This is a genomic window from Streptomyces sp. NPDC005722, from assembly GCF_040630935.1.
GTDB lineage: Bacteria > Actinomycetota > Actinomycetes > Streptomycetales > Streptomycetaceae > Actinacidiphila.
The window spans coordinates 121,523-144,170 of the sequence record NZ_JBEXYN010000019.1; the positions used below are offsets into that span (position 1 = coordinate 121,523).

Sequence of the window (22,648 nt, forward strand, 5' to 3'; positions counted from 1 at the left end):
ACGGTCGGCCTCGGGGATAGCCGGATGCGCCCCGCTGGATCGCGGCCTACCCTCGCACGATGGCCGGCTTCGAGACCCATCGCCGACGTGTGCACGACGCGGATCTGCCGGTTCGCGCCCGCCACAACGCCCTGCGCACCTGCGTGGTGGGCTTCGCTCCGTACGGGTTTCGCGCGACGTACCACCACTTGTGCCGCAGCGCCCGGATCCCTGTCGTCCTGGAGGACGATCCGGCGGCACTGGTCCGTGCCGTGGAGGAGCTCCGGTCCGCACGCCGGCTCCGGCTCGCCGACGAGGCCGCCTACGTGACCCGCCGCCGGCGGGAGAAGGACCTCGGGCGACGTGTGCCACGGCCGGACGGCGGCTGGCGGGACCAACGACCGGGACCGGAAGGCTCTCTGGCCTTCTGCCCCGATTCCGAGTTCCACCCCTGCGAGCCCCTGCCGACCGTGGTGGGACGCGTCCTCGCCTCCGCGATCCCGCCCGGAACCGACAGCCCGCGATGCCGAGCCTGCGGCAGCGACGCGAAGACGTGCTCCTGGAAGAGCGGCCTCCACGTGTACCGTCTGTGCGCGCGATGCGGAGTGAGTCTCGGATCACGTCCTTCGGACGTCGACCGGCGCCGCCTCGCCGCCAGGTCCCTGCGATGGAAGGAACTGTGGAAGCGCGCGGCCTGACCGACGCGGGCCCGTGGCGCCCGGCGAAGTCCCGCGAAGCCTCGGGGAGTCCCGGGAAAGCCCGTCAGATGCGCGCCGGAAGCCGCGGAGAACACGGCTGTTATCCGGACATGGCACCCGGCACGCACCTTCTGTGCGATCTTTGTTCGCTTCCCGTATGCCTTCGGCGTATCTGATGATCGAAGGCCGTGAACGCGGCGGGGGTGTGAACCCGTGCGTCCACTGCCGTCTCGCTCTGGGTTGCACGCCCGGCGTCCCGGGCTGACAACGTTGTCTTCGGGTGGGCCGATCCGTGCGTGCGTACTGCGACGCTGGAGAGGTCACGTGTCCATCAGATCCCAAGTCCCCTTGCCCCGCGCGGTTCCACGCGGAACCGCCCCCCGTCGTGGCCGCCCCCTGCGCGCGACGGTCGCCGCGCTGCTGTCGGGCGCGCTCGGCCTCGCCGCACTCGCGGGCGGCGGCGCGGCCGCGGCCGTACCCCTCGCGACCTCGTCCGCGGGGTCCACGGGAAGCTCCGGAAGCGGGGGCACGGACTACACGAAGCTGGTCGACCCCTTCGTGGCGACCGCCGGCGACGACGGCAACGACCTGCCGGGCGCCCAGGCGCCCCACAGCCTCGCCAAGGTCAGCCCGCTGACCACGCCGAACCGCAACCACCCCGGGTACGACTACAACGAGGACCACATCGCCGGGTTCACCGCGACGAACCTCGACGGCGTCGGCGGCTCGGGCGGCGGCGGCGACCTGCTGGTCGTCCCGACCTCCGTGCGGTACGACAAGCGCCCCGCGCCCAGCACCTACGCGCACGCGTACAGCCACGACGACGAGACCGCGACGCCCGGCTACTACCAGGTGGGCCTCGGCGCCATCTCCGGAACCGGCTCCGCGGTGACGCAGGACCCCGGCACCATCAAGGCGGAGGTGACCGCGACCACGCGCACCGCGCTGGAGCGGTACAGCTTCCCCGCCGGTTCGGAGCCCGAGCTGGTCCTGGACCTCGCGAACAACTTCACCAGCCGCACCCGCTCGACCGTGCAGGCGACGACGCTCCCGGACGGGACCACCTCGCTCAGCGGGCTCATCGCGGGTTCGTTCAACGGCGCCTCGTACAAGCTGTACTACAACGCCACCACCAACGTGCCCGTGACCTCGCTCAAGAGCTGGGGCAACGACGGCAAGCTGAGCGACGCGACCGCGCAGGACGGCTCCGACACCGGCGTCGTCCTCGGGTTCGACACGTCCCACGGGAACGACGTCGAACTGCGCGTCACACTGTCGCCGATCAGCGCGGAGCAGGCCGCGACCGACCAGCGCAACGAGGTGGGCGACCTCACCTTCGACCAGGCGCGCGCGAGGACGAAGGCGGAGTGGAACAGCGCGCTCGGCGCCGTCGACGTCCGCGCCTCGGCGAAGTCCGACCCCGGGTCGACGCTCACCAAGGAGTTCTACACGCACCTGTACCGCATGTACGCGCTGCCGGTGAACGCCACGAGCACCACCGGCACGTACCGCGGCGCCGACGGCGCGGTGCACAAGACGAACGGCTTCACGTACTACGACGGCTGGTCGACCTGGGACGACTTCCGCAAGTACTCCGTCGAGTCGTACATCGACCCGGCCACCTACCGCGACATGATCCAGTCGCTGATCGAGCTGTTCGCCGACGCGCGCGCCTCCGGCAAGAGCCTCGGCAGCCTGACCCACTCGGTCCCGACCGTGCGCTGGGAGCGCTCGGCCGTGCTGGTCGCCGACGCGCTGTCGAAGGGCTACAAGAACTTCGACCGGCTCGACGAGGCGTACCCGGCGCTGCTGCAGTACAGCGGCTACTACACGGGTGCTCAGCTGCGGCAGGGCTACGTCACCGGTGACCCCGGCACGACCGTCCAGCGCGGCTACGACCAGTGGGCGCTGTCCGTCATCGCCGACGCGCTCGGCAAGGAGGACGACGCCAAGAAGCTGCGCGCCCAGTCGACGATGGCGATCGACAACCTCGTGAAGTCCGGCGCCTGGACCGCGACCGACGGCACCGAGGTCGGTCTGCTGACCCCGCGCGCCGCGAACGGCGACTGGCAGAGCGCCGACTACGAGAAGTTCGAGGCGGCCGGTCTCTACCAGGGCACGCTCTGGCAGTACCACTGGTACGACGCCTACGACATGGGCGGCCTGATCGAGGCGATGGGCGGCCAGAAGGCCGGCAAGGCCGCGGTCAAGCACATGTTCGGCGAGGACTCGGCCGTCGATGACGGCTCGACCATGCTGCACTCCAACGCGAACGAGATCGACCTGCAGGCCCCGTACCTCTTCAACTACGTCGGCGAGCCGAGCCTGACGCAGAAGTGGGTGCGCGCCATCTACACCGGTACGACCTGGAACCGCTACATCGCGACGGGCTCCACGAACGAGGCCCCCAGCTCCGGCGGCGAGTTCCGCCCGCCGGTCAAGACCCAGGTCTACAAGCTGTCCCCGAACGGCTTCCTGCCGACCATGGACAACGACGCCGGCACCATGTCGACCATGTTCGTCGGCGCCGCCCTGGGCCTGTTCCCGGTGACCGCCGGCTCCAGCCAGTTCCAGATCGGCAGCCCGTTCTTCGACTCCACGACGATCAGCTACGCCAACGGCTCCAAGTTCACGGTGAAGGCCGACGGCGTCTCGCCGGCCAACTACTACGTGCAGAACGCGACCCTGAACGGCAAGCGGTTCGACAACACGTGGCTGGACTACTCGCAGATCATCGCGGGCGGCACCCTGGACTTCACCATGGGCTCCAAGCCCTCCCAGTGGGGCGCCCACACCGAGCCCGCGTACTCGCTGGACACCGACTCGGGCGACACGGGTGACGGCGGCACGGGCAAGGGCGACACGGTCCTCACCGCCCGCCCGGCCACCGTCGGCACCTCCGCCGACGGCACCGTCGACGACAGCGTGAAGCTCACCCTGTCCGGGCCGGCGTCGTTCGCCGCCCACAAGGGAACCAGCCTCACCAGGACCGGCGCCGCGAGCGTGACCGGCCTGCCGAAGGGGGTCACGGCGGACCTGCGCGTCAGCGACTCGCGCACGGCGACGCTGTCGCTCACCGGCACCACGAAGGTCGACGCCCGCTTCGGCATCACCTTCAGCGACGCGGCCTTCGCCCACGGCGTGCGCGCCTCGACGGTGAAGGGCACCGGGATCTCCCCGACCGACCCGCTCGTGATCTCCGCCGCTGCCGTGCCCCGCAAGGCCCTCGCCGCACTCGTCGACCAGGCCTCCCTGGTCCGCAGCGCCAACTACTCCGACGGCTCCTGGAACCTGTTCCGGTCGGCGCTCGAACGCGCGCGGACCGTCCTCGCGGACAGCACCTCCGCGACGGGCACGATCATGGCCACGGACGACGCGCTGCACACCGCCATCGACTCGCTCACCATCGACGAGGGCGGCTACGCCGTCCTGCAGGCCGAGGCCCCCGACCAGATGGAGGGGCCGAACCTGGTGAAGGAGGCGTACTACTCCGACGGCGACCTCGGTGGCGTCACCGAGGGCGCGTGGGAGCGGTACGGCAAGCTGGACTTCGGCGGGGTCGCCCCGCGGAGCATCTCGGTCCGGTACGCGAACTCGCAGCCGGCGAACGCCAAGCCGAGCAGCGTCGACGTCCACGCCGGCGCGGCCGACGGCCCCGTCGTCGCCACCGTCCCGCTGCCCGGAACCGGCGGCTGGCAGTACTACACCACGGTGCAGGCCGCCGTCACCGACCCGGACGCCCTGCTGAACGCGAAGAGCGCCACGTTCGTGTTCCACGCCCCGTCCGGTCAGCAGTGGGTGTCGAACTTCGACTGGTACCAGTTCTCGCCGAACGGGGTCTCCACGTCCCCGACGACCACGCTCGCCACGCTGAGCGCGGCCAACAGCACCGCGACCGGCAACGGTTCGCTGCCGCTGAACCTCGCCAACGGCCTCTTCGAGAACGTGACGAACGGCGCGTGGGCGCAGTGGAAGGACACCAACCTCCGCAGCGGCGCCGACACCGTCACCGTCCGCTACGACAAGCCCCAGTCGCGGGCGGCGTCGGACTCGCACATCGAACTGCACCTCGGCGCGAAGGACGGCGCGAAGAGCGTCGACATCCCCCTCGACTACAGCGGTTCGGGCTGGGGAACCATCGCCACCACCAGCGTGCGGCTCGACCCGAACGTCTTCACCGGCGTCCAGGACGTGTACGCGGCCTTCGTCTCCAGCACGCAGACCTCCGCCCAGCCCTACGTCGGCAACGTCTACTCGCTGACCCTGACGCAGACCGCCGACGCCCCCGTGGGCTTCGACGCCACCGCGTGGCGTGCCAACAGCGGCGGCGGGCTCAAGAGCGAGCCCGTCGGCTGGACCGGCGCGGGCTCCGCCACCGACCTCGGCGGCACCTACAACGGCGCCTGGCTGAACTACGGCGACATCGACTTCGGGAACTCCCCGAAGAGCACCGTCACCATCACCTACGTCAACAACTCCGCCCGCTGCGGAACCGGTTCGGCCGTCCAGCTCTACCTGGACTCCTTCGACGCCGCCAACCCCGGCACGCCGTACGCGACCGTACCGCTGCCCGTCACCGGAGCCGCCTGGTCGTCCGGCGGGACGACGAGCGTGACGCTGCCCAAGGAGATCACCGGCACGCACACCGTCTACCTGCGGCTGACGACCACCCCGGACTCCTCGCACCCCTACGTCGCGAACCTGGGCCGGATCACCTTCAACCACGTCGAGACGCCCGTCGCCACCGACAAGTCCGCCCTGCGGAAGGCGATCGAGCAGTACGAGGGGCCGGCCGGCCACGCCGACCGCTACGAGGCGATCGACTTCGGGGTGTACGGGCGTGAACTCGCCGCGGCACGCACCCTGCTCGACGCCGACGACGCGGCCCAGCTCGAGGTCGACACCCAGACCCGAAGCCTCACCCTGGCCGCCAATCAGCTGATCCCTCTCCCGAGGCTGAAGCTGGAGGACCTGGTCACGACCGCGTCGGCCCTCGACAACGACCGCTACACGGACGCGTCGTGGAAGGCCTTCACCAAGGCGCTCGCCGACGCGAGGACCGCGATCGCCGACGCCGCGGCCACGGACCAGACGCTCACGGCGCGGTACGACACCCTGCGCCACGCCATGGCCGCGCTCACCACGAAGCCGCGGACGGTGCCCGCTGCGCCCGACGCCGTGTCGGCGACCTCGTCCGGCACGAGCGTGACCGTCGCCTGGTCCGAGCCCGAGGACACCGGCGGCTCACCGGTCACCGGTTACAGGATCTCGCTCAGCGACGGTCACCAGGTCGAGGTCCGCGACCCGGGCAGCCGCAGCACGACGTTCACCTGGCTGCGGGCCGGCAAGTCGTACACGGCGCGCGTCCGGGCGGTGAACCTCGTGGGCACCTCGCAGCAGAGCGCGGCGACGGCACCCGTGGTCACCGGCGGCGGCAAGCCGCAGAAGCCGGCCGTGACCGGTGTGGTCACCGACGGCAAGCAGGTCCGCGTGACCTGGCGCGCCGCCGGCGACGGCGGGTTCCCGGTCATCGGCTACACCGTGGCCCTCGACGACGGGACCACCGCCCACCTCCCGGCCACGACCGGCACGGCGCTGCTCACGGCCGCGGACAAGGCCAAGGCGCACACCGCCACCGTCACCGCGGTCACCCTCGCGGGAACCTCGGACGACCCGGCCGGAACCGCCACGACCGTCACGGCGACCCCGGCGGACGCCGCCGACCCGGCGTACGAGCCGTCGCCCTTCCCGGACGACACGCTGAACGCCACCTACACGTCGGACAAGTGGCCGGGCTCCGGCGACGGGACCGACTACTTCTACGGTCTGCTCAATGGCTTCGACGACCTCGGCTCCGACATCCTCGGCACCAACACCAAGGTGCCGGGCGGCACCCCGCCGACCGCCGAGAACGACCGGATCGCCGTGCGCATCAACAACGCGGCGACGCAGAAGGAGGTGGACCGGGCCGAGGTCGACGCGACCAACAGCTCCACCGTCACGATGGCCGACGGCCTCGGCTCCCGGCTCGGCCAGGTCTACCTGGACGCCCTGAACGGCGGCCGGCTGCCGAAGACCAGCGCGCTGTTCTCGCGCGTCACCAAGGGCCTCGACATGGGCGGAGCGGCGAAGGACCACTTCGGCTACAAGCGCCCCTACGTGCGGTTCGGCTTCGTCGGCGACGGCGGCGCCGTCTACGAGTCGCAGGACGGCTCCTACGGCAGCCTCACCACCAGCGGTTCGTACCCCAGCGGCCACACCTACGGCGGCTACGAGGCGGGGACCATCCTCGCCACGCTGCTGCCGGAGCTCGCGCCGTCGATCCTCGCCCGTACCTCCGAGTACGGCGACAACCGCATCGTCCTCGGGTTCCACTACCCGCTCGACGTCATGGGCGGCCGCATGGCCGCACAGGCCACCGTCGCGCACCGGTGGGCGGACCCCGACTTCGCGAAGCTGCTGACGCAGGCCCACACGGAGATGGAGAACGTGCTGCTCGCCAGTTGCGAGAAGGCGGGCTACGGGGACACGCTCGAGGCCTGCGAGGGCGACTCCTACGCCGGCCTGAGCACGGCGCAGCACGTCGACCTGTACACGCAGCGCCTGGACTACGGGTTCTCCCGGGTCGGGGAGGCGGGTCAGGCCCTGAAGGCGCCGTCCGACGCGGCGGCCCTGCTGACCACGGCCTTCCCCGGCCTGACCACCGAGCAGCGCACCCAGGTCCTCGAGCAGACCGCGACGGACTCCGGCTCCCCGCTGGACCTCACCGGCGACGGCGGGGCGAGCTGGGAGCGGATCAACCTGTCGGCGGCCATGGCGGCGAAGGTCGTCGTCGGCGCCGACGGGTCGGTCAAGGTGACGAACCACCCGGACGCCACCAAGGCCGCCGTCGCCGACGCCAAGGCGATCAAGGTCGGCGGCGTCGCGATCGACGGGTTCGACCCGGACGTGTCCACGTACGTCGTGGACTGGCCGAACAACGCGAAGACCCCGTCCGTCTCCGCCGTGCCGGCCCAGTCCGGCGCGCGGGTGAAGGTCACGGAGGGCAGTTCGGTCCTCTCGTCGGACGGCCACCGGTTCACCACCCGCACCATCAAGGTGACCTCGGCCGACGGCTCGTTCACCCGCACCTACACGGTCGGGTTCGAGCGCACGGACCGCGACCACCGGCCGATGGCGGCCGGCGGCGACGGCCGTGACGAGGACGACCGCCTCACCGCGGGACCGGGCCTGCCGGGCGGCGGTCACGACGGGACAGGCTCCGACGACGACGCCGGATTCTGGGCGACGGTCACGGAGTGGGCGACGCACACGTGGATTCCCTGGTCGTAGGGCACGCCACGACCGCCGGACCTGCCGCGCCCCGTGCGGGCGCGGCGGGATCCGGCTGACCCCCAGCAGGCGCCACACCGCCGAGGGCCCCTGCGGGTGAACGATTGCTGTTCACCCGCAGGGGCCCTCTTGCCGTCCCGTGCCGGGCTCAGAGCACGCCCACCAGCACGATGACCATGACCGGCAGCGTGATGAAGACGGTGCTGAGGGGGCCGGGCCGCGCGTCGGATGGCCGGGGCAGCGGCAGCGGCAGAGGATGTGGCCGGGCGCCGTGCTCGGGGATACGGCGCCCGGCCTGCCGACGGGACGAACCCGTCGCGGCTGTGTCGAGGGTCCCGCCCGGCCGTCGGGGCGGTGCCGCGGCGCGCCCAAGGGAGCGCGCCGATCGTCCGGTCGGACCACGGCGGCGGCCGCGTACGGCCTCCGGCCGGCGCGCGACGGAGGGGCGCGGGACCTTGGCGTCCCGCGCCCCCCCCGGCGCCCTACGCCCGTTTCAGGGTGACGTCGTGGGTGACGACGACTCCCTTCTTGAGCCGGACGGTGGCCACGGTCGGCCGGTACCCGTCCTTGGCCACGATGACGGTCAGCGGGTTGTCACGGGTGTCGAGCCACAGTCCGAAGGTGCCGTCGGGGCGCGTCGTCAGCGTGTACGAGGCGGCCCAGCCGTCGAGCTGCACGGTCGCGCCGGCCAGCGGGGCCGACCCTCCCGAGGCGGTCGCCCCGCGGATCGTCCCGCTGATGCCGCCCCAGGTCTTCGGCGGGTCGACGTGCAACGAGACGGGGATGTCGGGCAGGGCGTAGGGGGTGTCGCTGAACAACGCCAGCCGGGCCCCGTACACGCCGGGCTGTGCCACCTCCAGTGCCGTGGTGTCGAAGGTGAGCGTGAGCACCGTCTTCTGGCCGGGGGCCAGGGTGATCTTCTTGCTGGACTCGCCCAGCCAGCCGACCTCCGACAGCCCCGCCTGGTCGTAACCGGGCAGCAGCTCGACCGCCGTGGTGGGGGAGAGCTCGTACGCGTCGACGGTGCCGCCGACCTTGTAGAAGCCCGACGCGCCGCCGCTGCGGAACGTCGGGGTGTTGGCGTTGGGCAGCGCCTCCCAGGTGCCGGTCGCGGGGTCGAGGGCGAAGCCCTGGTTCGTCAGCAGACTGTCGTCGGTCACCCCGCTGGAGATCAGCAGCAGTCCGTTGGCCGCGGTGTGCGCCGCCCCCCACAGCGGGATCGGCATGTCGGGCAGGGCCGACCACTTGTCCGTGGCGGGGTTGTAGACGTACGCGGAGGACACGGCGACGGCGCCGCCGCTCTCCCCGCCGGCGCAGTAGATCCTGGTGCCGATGGCGGCGCAGGACTGCCAGGCGATGGGCTCCGGGTAGGGGGCGATCTCGGACCAGTCGTCGTCCCCGGGGTCGTAGACGGAGGCGTCGGTCGTGCCGCAACTGTCGGCCGCGCAGCCGCCGATCATGTACAGCCTGCCGTCGAGGACGGTGCTGCCCGATCCGGCGTACGCCCTGGGCGCCTTCGCGCCGCTGCTCCAGCGGTTGCTGACGGGGTCGTAGACGTCGAGGCCCGGGTCGATGCCGCCGGTGCTGCTGCCCCACCCGCCCGCGGCGTAGAACTTGCCGCCGATGAAGCCGTGCGCGGGTGCGCGGCGCGGGTGCGGGGACGAGGTGAGCCGGGTCCAGGCGCCCGTGTCGGGGGAGAGGCGGTACAGGTCCCCGGTGTCGTCCTCGCCGTCGTAGCCGTAGGCGGAGTAGACCTTGCCGTCGTAGGTGTCGACGGCGTTGTCCATGATGGCCGCGGGCAGGTCGGCGACGGGCTTCCAGGCGTCACCCGACGGTCCGGTCGCGCGCGTGGCCGGCGCGTGCCCGCCGCTGCGCGTGGTCCGTCCGTCGATCTGCGCGGTGTCGCGGCCGTCCGCACCGGGCGACGGCAGTCGGCGCAGGGCTGAACGCCGCAGGGGCGCGCCGTCCTCGGTGCCGCCGGAGCCCGCGCGTTCCGCAAGGGTCAGGGTCGCCGGGGCGCCTCCGGTGTTGCTGACGGTCAGCTGGTGGGTGGTGGTCCTGCCGAGGACGGCGGTCGCCTCGATCGGGTCCGTCGTCAGGGACAGCCGGCCCGCCTTGAGCTTCCAGGTCGAGGCGACGGCGGAGTCGGCGCGGGCGGTGACCGTCTTCGTCTGCCCGGTGTAGTGCGGTGTCTCGGCGGTGAGGGTGTGCTTGCCCAGCGGCGCGGTCAGGGTGAAGAAGCCGTCGCCGAGGTTGGGGTCGTCGGGTGTGGCGGCCGTGATCGCGCTCAGGGCCGGCCCGTCGCCGCCGGTGACGGTGGCGGACACCAGTCCCGCGCCGGTGTTGGCGTCGGTGACGGTTCCGGTGATGAGGCCGGCCGGGGTGGGCGTGAGGCCGCGATCGCCGATGAACACGTTGTCCAGGGCCCACCACAGGGCGTAGGAGGCGGTGTAGTGGAACCGCAGCCGCACGGACGGCTTGCCCGCGTACGCGGCCAGGGGGACGTCGAGGTGCTTCGGGCCGGCCGCGTCGGTGGTGAGGGAGCGGACGTTCTTCCAGGTCTCGCCGTCGTCGGTGCTGGCGTCGAGGTCGGCGGTCTGCCCGAAGAAGGGCATCAGGTCGGTGTCGAAGGCCAGTTCGGGAACGGTGAGGTCCGTGAAGTCGAACCGCGGACTGACGAGGCTGGAGTCCTGGGCGGCCGGGTAGCCGTAGTGGTCGCTGTCGACGATCGCGAAACCGCCGTCCCCGCCGGTGGTGTTGGACCGCCCTCCGGGGTCGTCGAACGCCCAGCCGCCCTCGGAGCCCTCGGCGTCGACGACCGACCAGCCCTCGGGGGCGGAGTCCGTCGCGGTGAACGCCTGGGTCGGGCCGGTCAGCTTCGGTGCGTAGGCGGGGGCGCCGGCCGACCAGACGTCGGCGGGCACCGGGACGTCGAGCTTCTGCGCGGCCGTGCCCGCGTCGAGGTGCCGGACGACCTCCTCGTAGCCGGGGACGGTGGCCGCGATCCGCAGGGTGTGCGCGCGGTTCTGGGGGAGCGTGAGGCTGTACGCCCCCGTCGCGGGGTCGCTCCACACCGGGCCGCCGGGCGAGCCGTCCACGGTGATCCTGGCGTAGAGCGGCCAGCCGTGGCCGGATCCGTCGGTGATCTTCCCCGTGACGGTGCGGCTGGGCACGGTGCGCAGCGCGAAGTCCTTCGTCAGGTCCGCCCCGTCGGCGATCGTGACGTCGGGTGCGGACCCGGTCGCGTAGCCGAAGGCCTCGACGTCGATGTCGTAGGTTCCGGCCGGCAGTGACAGGGTGTAGGCCCCCGAGGCGTCGGAGTGCACGACGACGTCACCGCCCGAGATCGCGGCCCCGGCCAGCGGCTCGCCCGTCGCGGAGTCCGTGACCTTCCCGGAGACCTCGCCGCGCGGCCCGCCGCGGAACGCGCCCAGGCCGCGGGGCGTGCCCAGCCCCGTCGGGCCGTCGTATCCCGCGCCCGCGGTGCACAGGTACGCGGGCTCGCACGTGCCGTTGGAGCCGCTGGTCACGTCGTTGAGGCCGCTGACGGCGGCGTAGGGGTAGGAGTTGGGGTAGCTGCCGGCCGCCGGGGTCCCGGCGGCGGCGTACACCCCCGCGATGATCGGTGTGGCCGCGCTGGTCCCTCCGTAGACCTGCCAGCCGCTCTGGCCGTAACTCTGGTAGACCGCCACGCCGGTGGCGGGGTCAGCGACGGCCGAGACGTCCGCGACGGTACGCCGCGGGCAGCCGGTGTCCTTCTGGAACGCCGGTTTGGCCTGGTAGGCGGAGCAGCCCGAGCCGGTGCCGCGGTCGCCGTTGCTCCAGACCGACTCCGACCATCCGCGGGGGGTGTTCGGGTCGCGGGCGAGGGAGGTCCCGCCGACGGAGGTGACGTAGGGGGACGCGGCGGGGTAGGGGACCCCGTAGTTCAGGTCGCCCGCGGCGACGACCATGGCGACGCCGGGGTGGTCGTAGTGCGGGTCGCTGGTCTCAGCGGGGTCCTCACCGCCCCCGGGGAGGCTGTCGTAGTAGGAGCCGTAGGAGTTGGAGACGACCTCGGCGCCGAGCGCGACGGCCTGGTCGACGGCTGCCCCGAGGTCCTCGCGGTCGGCGCTGTCGGCCTCGACGAGCAGGATGTGCGCGTTCGGGGCCACCGCGGAGACCATGTCGAGGTCGAGGGAGATCTCCCCGGCCCATTCGGGGTCGGGCTGCGGGAAGTCGGTGCCGCCGCGCTGGTCGACCTTGCGGAAGCAGCCGTTGTCCGTGGTGCAGGCCGGCAGGCCGTACTGCTCCCGGTACACGGCCAGGTCCTGCTCGGCGGTGGGGTCGTCGTACGCGGCGACCACGGCCACGGTCCGGCCGGTGCCGCCGCCTGACGGGAGGTCGTAGGCGCCGCGCAGGTCGGCGGCGCCGTAACCGGCGGGTCCCGAGGCCCGCCTGGCGGTGCCGAGGTCCGTGCGGCGCAGGGCGAAGCACACGAACTCGTCCTTCTCCGGGGCGGAGCAGGAGGGTTCCGCGGACAGCCCGTTGTCCCTGGCGGTGTCGGCGGTTTCCCGTGCCGCACCGGCCGGTGCCTGTGCGGTGGCCGGAGCCTGCGTCCCCAGCAGGGTGAGCAGCGACAGGCCCAGCACCGCCAGTCCGGCGGTGAGTCTGTGCCGTCCTGAGCGGGTGGGCTTTCTCGGTATCTGCACGTGCCTGTTCCCATCTGTCCGTTGACGCGCGACCAACCAGGCGGCCGGCGATCGAATGAATCCATTCACCGCGGGCGGCCCCATTAGACATCGCTTCTTCTCGCGAGGTGGCCCGTCCGACTGATCGCGCGGCGGGGCGGATGACGGGGAACGGAGAATTCCGGTCCGGCCGGATATGCGGGCGGCTCCGCGGGCGGATCAAACGTCGACGGGGATAAAATCCGGGCAATGTCCCGGCTGCGGCGCTGAATTCACCGGACGGAAACCGGGAAAGTCGGGGATGTCGGTGAATGGCGCGGCACATCGCGTCAAGGGGGCCGACCGGGCGCAAGCGGGGCGCGCGCGGTGCAGGGTGGCGCTGCCCGGGTGGAGCGCCGGGAATCGGGCGATGCGTGCGTCAACCACCGTCATGGCGCGGCCTGTCGTACATCACGCCATTCATCCGCGTCCCGTCTCCGGATTCCGGACGCATTCCCGTCGGGCGCACCGGAGAACGCGAAACTGCGGCCCTTTCCGGCCCTTTGCGGCGTTGACACGGATACAAGATCTCTCCGCTAATGGTCTCCCGGCGAGCGACCACCGGAGTTCGCCGCCGAACCCTCAGGTTCGGTGTTCCCGTGCTGATTTGGGAGTCGGACGTTGCGCGTACCACACATATCCCCTCCACCGCTGCGGCGAAGAATGTCCACCTGGCCGGCGGTGATCGTCACCGCCGCACTGGCCGTCCTGGGCGTCCAGACACCGTCCCAGGCCGCGGCGCCCTCCACCGCGACCGCCGCCACGACCGCCGCCACCGCCGAGGGCGGCGCGCCCTACGAGGCGGCGTGCGGCGCCGCCAAGAAGGGCGAGGCCACCTGCTACGCCCTGCGCCGCACCGATGTGAAGCCGTCCAAGGGCCTGCGGACCCAGGCAGCCCCGGGCGGGTTCGGCCCGGCCGATCTGCGCGCGGCCTACGACCTGCCGGCGGGCGGTGGCGCCGGGCAGACGATCGCCGTCGTGGACGCCTTCGACGACCCGACCGCCGAGGACGACATGGCGGTCTACCGGGAGCAGTACGGCCTGCCCGCCTGCACCACCGACAACGGCTGCTTCCGCAAGGTCGACCAGCGCGGCGGCACCGACTTCCCGCAGCCCGACCCCGACTGGGCCGGCGAGATCTCCCTCGACCTCGACATGGTCTCGGCCATAGCGCCGAACGCGCACATCCTGCTCGTCGAGGCCGACACCCCGGGCTTCGAGGACCTCGGCACGGCCGTGGACCAGGCCGTCGCGCTCGGCGCCAGGTTCGTGTCCAACTCCTACGGCACCGACTACCGCTTCGGCAGCGGTGAGGACCCCTACCAGACGGCGGTCCTGGACGCCCACTACGACCACCCCGGCGTCGCCATGGTCGCCTCCTCCGGCGACTACGGGTACGGCGTCTCCTACCCGGCCGCGTCGCCCCACGTGACCGCCGTGGGCGGCACCTCCCTGACCGCCGACAGCGGCACCGACCGCGGCTGGACCGAGACGGCCTGGGCCGGCGCGGGGTCGGGGTGCTCGCTCTACGAGCCCAAGCCCGCCTTCCAGAAGGACACCGGCTGCGCCAACCGCGCCGTCGCCGACGTCTCCGCGGTCGCCGACCCCGCGACCCCGGTCGCGGTCTACCAGACCTACGGTGGCGGCGGCTGGGCCCAGTTCGGCGGCACCAGCGCCGGCTCACCCATCATCGCCGCCGTCTACGCCAACGCCGGCACCCCGGTGGCGGGCACCTACCCCAACTCCTACCCCTACGCGGCGGACGCGGGGCTGCACGACGTCACCACCGGCGACAACGGCACCTGCACCCCGGCCTACCTCTGCACCGGCACCGCCGGATACGACGGCCCGACGGGCCTCGGCACCCCCGACGGCCTGCGGGCCTTCCGTACCGGCCCGCACGGCACGCTGTCCGGCACCGTCACCGACCAGGCCACCGGCAAGCCCCTCGCCGGCGCCACCGTCAGCGCCGGGACCGGCAACCTCACGCGTACCGCGTCCGACGGCCGCTACACCCTGGGCCTCCCCGTGGGCGGCTACGACATCACCGTCGACGCCTACGGCTACGCCAGTGGCGCCGCCGAGGACGTCGAGGTCACCGAGGACGGCTCCCTCACCCGGGACTTCGCACTGCAGCCCGTCCCCAGCCGGAGTGTCTCCGGCAAGGTCACCGACGGCTCCGGCCACGGCTGGCCGCTCTACGCCAGGATCACCGTGGACGGTGTCCCCGACGGCCCGGTGTGGACCGACCCGGCCACCGGCACCTTCACCCTCAGCCTTCCCGAGGGCCACGACTACACCCTCCACGCCGACGCGGCACTCCCCGGCTACACGACGGGGACCAGGAACCTCACCGTCACCGATGCTCCCCAGTCGCTCCGGCTGGCCCTGCGCGCCGACCCGTGGAAGGCCACCGCACCCGGCTACGCCGTGCACCTGGACGGCGCCACCGAGCACTTCACGTCCACCGACTCCGCCCCGCAGGGCTGGCGCGTCGTCAACGCCGACGGCAGCGAGGGCGGCTGGACCTTCGACGACCCCCAGGGACGCGGCAACCAGACCGGCGGCGACGGGGCCTTCGCCATCGCCGACAACCCCACGATCGGCTCGCCCCACGACACCCAGCTGATCAGCCCGGCCTACGACCTGACCGGCACCGCCGATCCCGAACTGGCCTTCGACGCCATGTACTGGGTGTCCGACGGCAAGGCGGTCTCGGTGGACGCCAGTTCCGACGACGGCGCCACATGGACGTCGCTGTGGACGGCGACGGCCGGCTTCGCGGACCACGCGAAGGTCGAGATCCCGCTCGACGGCCTCGCCGGCAAGCGGGACGTGCGGGTGCGGTTCCACTTCGTCACCGAGTTCGCCTGGTGGTGGGGCGTCGACGACGTGTTCGTCGGCGACCGCGGCTACACGGCCACCCCCGGCGGCCTGGTCACCGGTACCGTGACCGACGCCAACACCGGCGAGGGCCTGGCCGGAGCGGCCGTCACCGTCGCGGGTGAGCCGGGGGCGACCGCGACCACCGTCGCCACGCCGGAGGACCCGGCGCTCGGGGACGGGCTCTACCTCATGTTCTCGCCGGCCCTCGGCGAGCACGCCATCAGCGCCGCGAGGCCGCGGTACACGGAGCTGACCAAGACCGTCGGCATCGCCGCCGACAGCGCCGTCCGGGCCTCCTACAAGCTGAAGGCCGGGCAGTTGACGGTCACCCCGGACTCCGTCGGCGCGAGTCTGGGCTGGGGCACGTCCACCACACGCAACATGACGGTCAAGAACACCGGAGGCGCGCCCGTCACCGTCACCCTCGGCGAACGGGCCGGCGGCTTCCACGCCCAGGCACTCGGCGCCGGCGCACCCCGGCAGACGGTCAAGGGGACGTTCTCCCCGTACGCGAGCAAGAAGGGTCCGGCCGCCGCCGGCGCGCAGCACTCCGCCGCGCCGTCCGGTGACGCCTGGCAGACCGCGCCGAACCTCCCGGAGACCGTCCTCGGCAACGCGGTCGGCAGCCACGGCGGCAAGGTCTACTCCGCCTTCGGCTACACCGGCTTGGACGTCACCAACGCGATGTACGTCCTGGACCCCGTCGTCGGCACCTGGAGCCGGGCGGCCAGTGCGGCCGACCGCCGGGAGGCGCCCTCGGGCCAGTTCGTGGACGGCAGGTTCTACGCCGTCGGCGGTTGGCTCCCGGACAACACCACCGACCCCAAACTGGAGGTCTACGACCCCGTCACCGACCGCTGGAGCACCGGGGCGCCGGCGCCCGCGGCCTACGCCGGCCAGGGCAGCGCGTCCCTCGACGGAAAGTTCTACACGGTCGGCGGCTGCGACGACCGCTGCGGCACCGCCGAGGCGTACGCCTACGACCCCGACACCGACGCCTGGTCCCGGATCGCCGACTACCCCGAGAGGGTCGCCTGGGAGTCCTGCGGCGGCGTCAACGGCAAGCTGTACTGCGCCGGCGGCGACGCCGACTCCCTCGGCGAGAGCAAGCACGCCTACGTGTACGACCCGGCCGCCGACACCTGGACGGCCCTCCCCGACCTGCCCATCCCGCTGTGGAGTTCGTCCGCCACCGCGGCCAACGACCGGCTCGTGGTCTCCAGCGGCATCAGCCACGAGGCCCTCACCAACCAGGCCTTCGCCTACGACCCGCAGGCCGGCGCCTGGACGGCCCTGCCCAACGCGAACGTCGCCACCTACCGCGGCGGCGCCGCCCTCGGCCTCTACAAGATCGGCGGCGGAAGCGAGCCGTACACCCCGAGCAGCACCGTCGAGCTCCTGCCCGGCTACGACCAGGGCGGCACGACCGACGTCCCGTGGCTGAGCACGAGCACCCGGCACTTCACCCTGCAGCCCGGCGCGAGCACGACCGTCACCGTCACGCTGGACGCCTCGATGCCCGAGGTCACCCAGCCGGGCGACCTGACCGCGCAACTGGCACTGGACAACGACAGCCCGTACGGGATCCGGAAGGTCCCGGTGTCCCTGCACGTCGACCCGCCGAAGACCTGGGGCAAGATCACCGGAACCGTCCGGGGCGTCCAGAGCGACGGCACGAGCAGGCCGCTGGCCGGCGCCACCGTCGAGATCGGCAGCTGGGCGGCCGACTATTCCCTGAGGACGGCGGCCGACGGCACGTACTCCCTGTGGCTGGACACCCGCAACAACCCGCTGGACGTCATCGTCGCCAAGGACGGCTACCGGCCGGTGGCCACCACGGTGAAGCTCAAGAAGGGGGCGACCGTCACCGTCGACTTCACGCTGAAGAAGCAGTAACCGCCCGTCCGGCGGAAGGACGCGGGCCGGCCTTTTCGGGCCGGCCCGCGTTCCGTCCGAGTGCGACGGTCCCGTCCGCTCACGACCCGTCACACGACCGGGGCGTCGAAGTCGATCGGGTACCGGAACTGCCAGGCCTTCTTCTCGGGCTTGGCGAGCTTGAACATCGCCGGCAGCAGCGCGTCGCGGACCACCCGGCCGACGGGGCCGGCGGCCTTGCGGGCGTTGGTGCGGGCGGTGTCCTTGATGATCCGCTCCACCCGGGGCCGGCGCAGCTCCTCGTAGCGGGACAGCGCACGGGGCAGGGGCAGGTCGCGCAGGCAGCGGGCGAGTTCGACGGCGCTCTCCGCCGCGAGCGAGGCGCCCTGGCCGGAGCTGGACGAGGGAGCGTGGGCCGCGTCGCCGGTCAGGACCATCCGGCCGCGGCTCCAGCGCACCGAGCGCGGCATGTTCTCCGTGCTGCCCGCGAACAGCATCGTCTCCGGGTCGGTGGCCGCGAGCATCCTCGCGGCCGGGGTGGCGTCACCCTCGCACACCTCCGCCAGGTGCTTCAGCCAGTAGGCGCCGCCGCGCTCGCGCTGCTCGCCCACCGAGAGGGCCTGCGCCACCGGCAGGTTGACGAACCAGATGCCCGTGCCGTCGGCGAACACCTGCCAGGCGAAGAAGCACCGCTTGCCGAAGGCCATCTGCATGAAGCCGTCGGTGGGCGGGACGCCGGTGGCGGCGACCGTCGCGCCGAACCCGGCCGTGCCGGCGAACTCGGGCTCGGGCGCGGACGGGTCGATCAGCCGGCGGACCGTGGAGCGCAGGCCGTCCGCGCCGATCAGGACGTCGGCGGTGGCCGTGCCGCCGTCCTCGAAGCGCGCGGTGACACCGTCGGCGTCCTCGCTCGCGTCGACGATGCGCTTGCCGTAGACGGTGGTCACGTCGCGCTCCTTCGCCGCGTCCCGCAGGGTGCGGAACAGCTCGGCCCGGATCACGAAGCGTGTCGGGTCGATGCCGGGCAGCGTGCCGAACTCGGCCAGCTTCCTGCCGTTCCAGCTCCGCAGCACCATGCCGTTCATGTCGGTGCTGACCGCGCGGATCGCGTCGCCGACGCCGATCGCGTCGAACGCCTCGAATCCGTTGGGCGCCAGCCCCATGCCGCCGCCGACCCCGTCGGCGGGGCCTTCGTACGCCTCGAAGACCGTCGCCTCGATACCCGCCCGCCGGAGCGCCATCGCGGTGACGGGCCCGGCGATGCCGCCGCCGATGACCAGTGCGGAGCGGACCGTGCCGTTGGTCGTGCCAGTCGAGTTCGTCATGACGGAATAGTTGCACTGCAACTAGTTTCTAGTCAACTAGTTCGACTGTGGGTAGCATCGAACCATGAGCGCTGCCCCCCGGAGTTCCCCCCTCGCCCTGACCGTGCTGGCCCTGCTGCACTACAAGCCGCTGCACCCCTACGGCGTCCAGCGGCTGCTCAAGGAGTGGGGCAAGGACCAGGTCGTCAACGTCGGCCAGCGGGCCGGCCTGTACCGCACCATGGACCGCCTGCTCGCCGCCGGACTCATCGCCGTCCGCGAGACGGGCCGGGACGCGCTCTACCCGGAGCGCACGGTCTACGAGGTCACCGACGAGGGCAGCGCGACGGCGCACCGCTGGCTCGACGAGATGCTCTCCACGCCGAAGCAGGAGTTCCCCGAGTTCCCCGCCGCGCTGTCGCTGCTGATGATGCTGACCCCGCAGGCGCTGCGGGACGCGCTCGGCCGCCGCGCGCGGGCCCTGGAGACCGCCCTCGCACGGCACGACGCGGACCTCGCCCGCGAGGCGGAGAGCGGGCTGCCGCGCATCGCGACGCTCGAGCTGGGGTACGTGCGCGCGATGACGGCGGCCGAGCTGACCTGGGTCCGGGGCGTGCTGGCGGACTGCGCGGACGGACGCCTGGACTGGTCCCCCGAGGAACTGCTGGCCCACGCCGGCGACGACGGCTGACCGATCGCCCGGCCCGGCCGCCCGCGCGGGACGGCGTCAGCCCTCGCGCCGCACACCGCGGTCGGGCGCGCTCATGTCCCCCGTCCCCGGGGTGCCGCCGGCGAGCCCGTAGCGCAGGTACACGGTGCCCCTCGGACTGGCCACCGGCGGTTCGAGGAGCGTGACGTTGGTGGGCACCGCGCCGCCGTCGAAGACCTTCTTCCCGACGCCGAGCACGATCGGGTGCACCCACAGGTCGAGGCGGTCGAAGAGCTTCTCGCGCAGGAGGGTCTGCACCAGGTCCAGGCTCCCGACGACCTTCACGTGCTCGTGCCGGTCGCGGATCTCGCGCACCGCGCCGGCCAGGTCCGGGCCGAGCTGCGTGGACCCGGCCCAGGAGAGGTCCGGCCTGCCGCGCGAGGCCACGTACTTGGGGACGGCGTTGAAGAGTTCGGCGATGTGGCCGTCCTCGCCGCCCTTCTGGTGCGGCCAGTAGGCGGCGAAGATGTCGTACGTCCGCCGGCCGAGCAGGAGGGCGTCCGTGCCCTCGTAGGCGGCGCCGACCTGCGCCCCGGCGACCTCGTCCAGCAGGGGCGCCTGCCAGCCGCCGAACGGGAACCCCACCGGGTCCTCGTCGGGGCCGCCGGGCGCCTGCCCCACGAGGTCGAGGGTCGCGAACAGTTCGATGTGGATGAGGCCCACGGTCTTCTCCCGATGCGTCGCGTTCGTGTCGTCGCGTTCGTGTACGGGAGGTAGACCTGCGGGCACCCGCGGACTCATCGCCGCGACGGCGACCGCCCGCACCGGGCCCCGCGGCCGGCGAGGGCGCCCCGGGATGCGCCGCCGGCCGAGCCGGGGCAATCTGGCCGGGGGAAGGGGCACGTCGTGGTGAACGCCGTCCCCGGCCGTCCCCGGCCGGGAGGGGCTTCGGCCCCGGGCCGCCCCACGGGCCCTCCCAAGCCTTCCGGGGACCCTCGCGGAGCGTGACACCGCACGAGCGTGCACCGCGACCGACCTCGTGGATCCACGCGGGCAAGGAGTACCGGTGAGCAATGTCGTCGTGGCAGGAGTCGACGGTTCGGCGTCCAGCCTGGACGCGGTGGAGGAAGCCGCCCGGGAAGCCCTCCGGCGCCAGGCGGAACTGCGCGTCGTCCACGGGCTCTCGCTGCCTGCGATGCCCATGCACGTGCCGATGGACCCCGCACCGCTCGGCCCGCCCGAGGACAGCCTGCGGAAGGCCGCCGAACGCTTCGTCCGCGAAGCCGCGGAACACGCCAGGCGCACCGCGCCTCAAGTGGACGTCACCAGCGCCGTGATGAACGGCGACGCCCTGACGGTCCTCGAACTGCAGTCACGGACCGCGGACCTCGTGGTCGTCGGATCACGGGGCATGGGCGGCTTCATCGGGATGCTCCTGGGATCGACCGCGGTCTTCCTCACCGCGCACGGACAGTGCCCGGTCATGGTGGTCCGGGAACCCCCGGTCGTCTCCGGGCCGGTCCTGCTGGGCGTCGACGGCTCCACCGCCGGCGACAAGGCCGTCGACTTCGCCTTCGGCGAAGCCGTGCTGCGCGGGGCCGAGGTCGTCGCGCTGCACGCCGGCGCGGACCCGTCCCGTGCGGCGGACGAGGGCGCGGAGATGACGAGGGCACTCGCCCCCCACCGCGAGAAGCGCCCGAACGTCGCGGTGCGGCACGCGGTGGTGCACGAGGGCCCGCGGGAGGCGCTGATCGAGGCCAGCAGGACCGCGCAGTTGACGGTGGTCGGCGCGCGCGGCCGCGGCGGATTCGCCGGGCTGCTGATGGGTTCCGTGAGCCAGGCCCTCATGCAGCACGCGCACTCGCCCGTCGCGGTCGTCCGCGGCAAGGGGTGAACCGCCGGCGCGCACGGCGGTGACCCCGACCGCGGGAGCGCCCGGAGACCGAAGCGAAGGATGGAGGAGCCGTGGGCAGCCTGGTCGTCGTAGGAGTGGACGGCTCGACGTCGAGCGGCGCCGCGGTCGTGCAGGCCGCCCGCGAAGCCCACCGGCGCCGCGCGAAGCTCCGCGTGGTGCACGCCTTCACCTGGCCGGCCGGGCCCACGTACGCGCCACTGGACCCGTCGCCGCTCAACCGCATGGCGCACGACGCCGCCGAGCGCGCCCGCGGTGCCGCGCCCGGCACGGAGGTCACCGGCACGGTGATGCTCGGCGGTGCGGTGTCGGTGCTGACGGCCGAGTCCCGGGCCGCCGACCTGCTCGTCGTCGGCAGCCGGGGCACGGGCGGCTTCCTCGGCATGCTGCTGGGCTCCACCGCGGTGTCCGTGGCCGCCCACGCCGAGTGCCCCGTCATGGTGGTCCGCGAGGAGCCGCCGCACACCGGTCCCGTCGTGCTGGGTGTCGACGGCTCCCCGCACGGTGAGGACGCGATCGCGTTCGCCTTCGCCGAGGCGGCGCTGAGGGAGGCGGAGATCCTCGCGCTGCACGCGTGGCTGCCGGACTACGCCCCGCCCGGTACGGGCGTGGAGAGCGCGGAGCGTCTGCTGTCCCTGGCGCTCGCCGGCCACGGGGAGCGGTATCCCGATGTCACGGTCCGGCAGGAAGTGGGGAGCGGAGAGACCCGGGAGGTCCTGATCGAGGCGAGCAGGACCGCCCAGCTGACGGTCGTGGGGGCCAGGGGCCGCGGCGGCTTCACGGGACTGCTTCTCGGCTCGGTGAGCCAGGCGCTGCTGCACCACGCGCACGGCCCGGTCGCCGTCGTCCGCGGCAAGGCCTGATCGGGCGCCGGAACCGCACAGGATGTGGCAGTTGGGGTCACGCCGCGTGGCGGGCGGATAGATTGGTGGTCTGCTGCGACGGGTTGCCGGACGTGGGGTCCGGTGAAGTTGGGGGAGTCTGGTCATGGGGGAGGAGGAGCCCGGGTTCACCGAGCGCTGGCTCGAGACCGGCTCGGGGCCCGGTGCCGTGGTCCGGGCCCGCGTGACCCAGGTGAACCACGAGGCTCAGACGGCGTACCGGGCCTGGCTCGACCACGCCACCTCGTGCTCCACCTGCCAGGACGGCGCCGCCCGCCGGTGCACCGTCGTACAACCCCTCTGGGACGCCTACCAGGCGGCCGGCCACGCGGACTTCTGAACGGTCACCGGCGCGACGAACCGGCGCCCACCGGCGCTCACCGGCGAGCGGACGGGGAACAGGGGTCCATGTCCTCCGGCGCC

Annotated in this window: 10 protein-coding genes; 7 read left to right on the forward strand and 3 right to left on the reverse strand. The window is 72.7% G+C overall.

From position 1 onward, the window contains the following. Positions 1–59 precede the first annotated feature (59 nt). Positions 60–677: a hypothetical protein gene (locus tag ABZ479_RS22330; protein WP_500463216.1), complete on the forward strand. Its 618-nt coding sequence runs from the start codon at positions 60–62 to the stop codon at positions 675–677. Between the two features lie 324 nt (positions 678–1,001). Next, the gene (locus ABZ479_RS22335) at positions 1,002–8,009 is read left to right on the forward strand and encodes a glycoside hydrolase domain-containing protein (RefSeq protein WP_500463217.1); all 7,008 of its coding nucleotides are present in this window, start codon (positions 1,002–1,004) and stop codon (positions 8,007–8,009) included. A gap of 482 nt (positions 8,010–8,491) precedes the next feature. On the opposite strand, the gene ABZ479_RS22340 is transcribed toward ABZ479_RS22335, so the two are convergent. Then, positions 8,492–12,640 carry a Kelch repeat-containing protein gene (locus ABZ479_RS22340; protein WP_500463244.1) on the reverse strand — a complete coding sequence of 1,383 codons (4,149 nt, stop codon included), beginning with the start codon at positions 12,638–12,640 and terminating at the stop codon, positions 8,492–8,494. A 741-nt stretch (positions 12,641–13,381) separates the two neighbouring features. Here ABZ479_RS22340 and ABZ479_RS22345 point away from each other — a divergent pair. Further along, the gene (locus ABZ479_RS22345; RefSeq protein WP_500463218.1) at positions 13,382–17,500 is read left to right on the forward strand and encodes a carboxypeptidase regulatory-like domain-containing protein; all 4,119 of its coding nucleotides are present in this window, start codon (positions 13,382–13,384) and stop codon (positions 17,498–17,500) included. 89 nt (positions 17,501–17,589) lie between these two features. Here ABZ479_RS22345 and ABZ479_RS22350 read toward each other — a convergent pair whose 3' ends face one another. Next, on the reverse strand, positions 17,590–18,804 hold the full coding sequence (locus tag ABZ479_RS22350) for an FAD-dependent oxidoreductase (RefSeq protein ID WP_500463219.1): 1,215 nt from the start codon (positions 18,802–18,804) through the stop codon (positions 17,590–17,592). A gap of 64 nt (positions 18,805–18,868) precedes the next feature. Between ABZ479_RS22350 and ABZ479_RS22355 the strand changes: the two genes are divergently transcribed. Then, entirely contained in the window at positions 18,869–19,474 is a 606-nt protein-coding gene (locus tag ABZ479_RS22355; RefSeq protein WP_500463220.1) for a PadR family transcriptional regulator, read from the forward strand. 36 nt (positions 19,475–19,510) lie between these two features. On the opposite strand, the gene ABZ479_RS22360 is transcribed toward ABZ479_RS22355, so the two are convergent. Continuing rightward, positions 19,511–20,155 (reverse strand): dihydrofolate reductase family protein, encoded by a 645-nt coding sequence (locus tag ABZ479_RS22360; RefSeq protein WP_500463221.1) that lies wholly within the window; start codon positions 20,153–20,155, stop codon positions 19,511–19,513. A 343-nt stretch (positions 20,156–20,498) separates the two neighbouring features. On the opposite strand from ABZ479_RS22360, the gene ABZ479_RS22365 reads away from it, so the two are divergent. The 3 genes from ABZ479_RS22365 (at position 20,499) to ABZ479_RS22375 (ending at position 22,565) form a co-directional block, all read left to right on the forward strand. Next, positions 20,499–21,326 carry a universal stress protein gene (locus tag ABZ479_RS22365; RefSeq protein ID WP_500463222.1) on the forward strand — a complete coding sequence of 276 codons (828 nt, stop codon included), beginning with the start codon at positions 20,499–20,501 and terminating at the stop codon, positions 21,324–21,326. Positions 21,327–21,397: 71 nt separating this feature from the next. Then, positions 21,398–22,207: a universal stress protein gene (locus ABZ479_RS22370; protein ID WP_500463223.1), complete on the forward strand. Its 810-nt coding sequence runs from the start codon at positions 21,398–21,400 to the stop codon at positions 22,205–22,207. Positions 22,208–22,331: 124 nt separating this feature from the next. Then, positions 22,332–22,565, forward strand: coding sequence for a hypothetical protein (locus tag ABZ479_RS22375; protein WP_500463224.1), 234 nt, complete (start codon positions 22,332–22,334; stop codon positions 22,563–22,565). Positions 22,566–22,648 lie beyond the last annotated feature (83 nt).

Excerpts from the sequence above, each read along its gene's own strand:
- ABZ479_RS22350 (WP_500463219.1), bottom strand. The coding sequence starts at position 18,804 with ATGACGAACTCGACTGGCACGACCAACGGCACGGTCCGCTCCGCACTG.
- ABZ479_RS22345 (WP_500463218.1), top strand. The coding sequence starts at position 13,382 with ATGTCCACCTGGCCGGCGGTGATCGTCACCGCCGCACTGGCCGTCCTG.
- ABZ479_RS22375 (WP_500463224.1), top strand. The coding sequence starts at position 22,332 with ATGGGGGAGGAGGAGCCCGGGTTCACCGAGCGCTGGCTCGAGACCGGC.
- ABZ479_RS22355 (WP_500463220.1), top strand. The coding sequence starts at position 18,869 with ATGAGCGCTGCCCCCCGGAGTTCCCCCCTCGCCCTGACCGTGCTGGCC.
- ABZ479_RS22330 (WP_500463216.1), top strand. The coding sequence starts at position 60 with ATGGCCGGCTTCGAGACCCATCGCCGACGTGTGCACGACGCGGATCTG.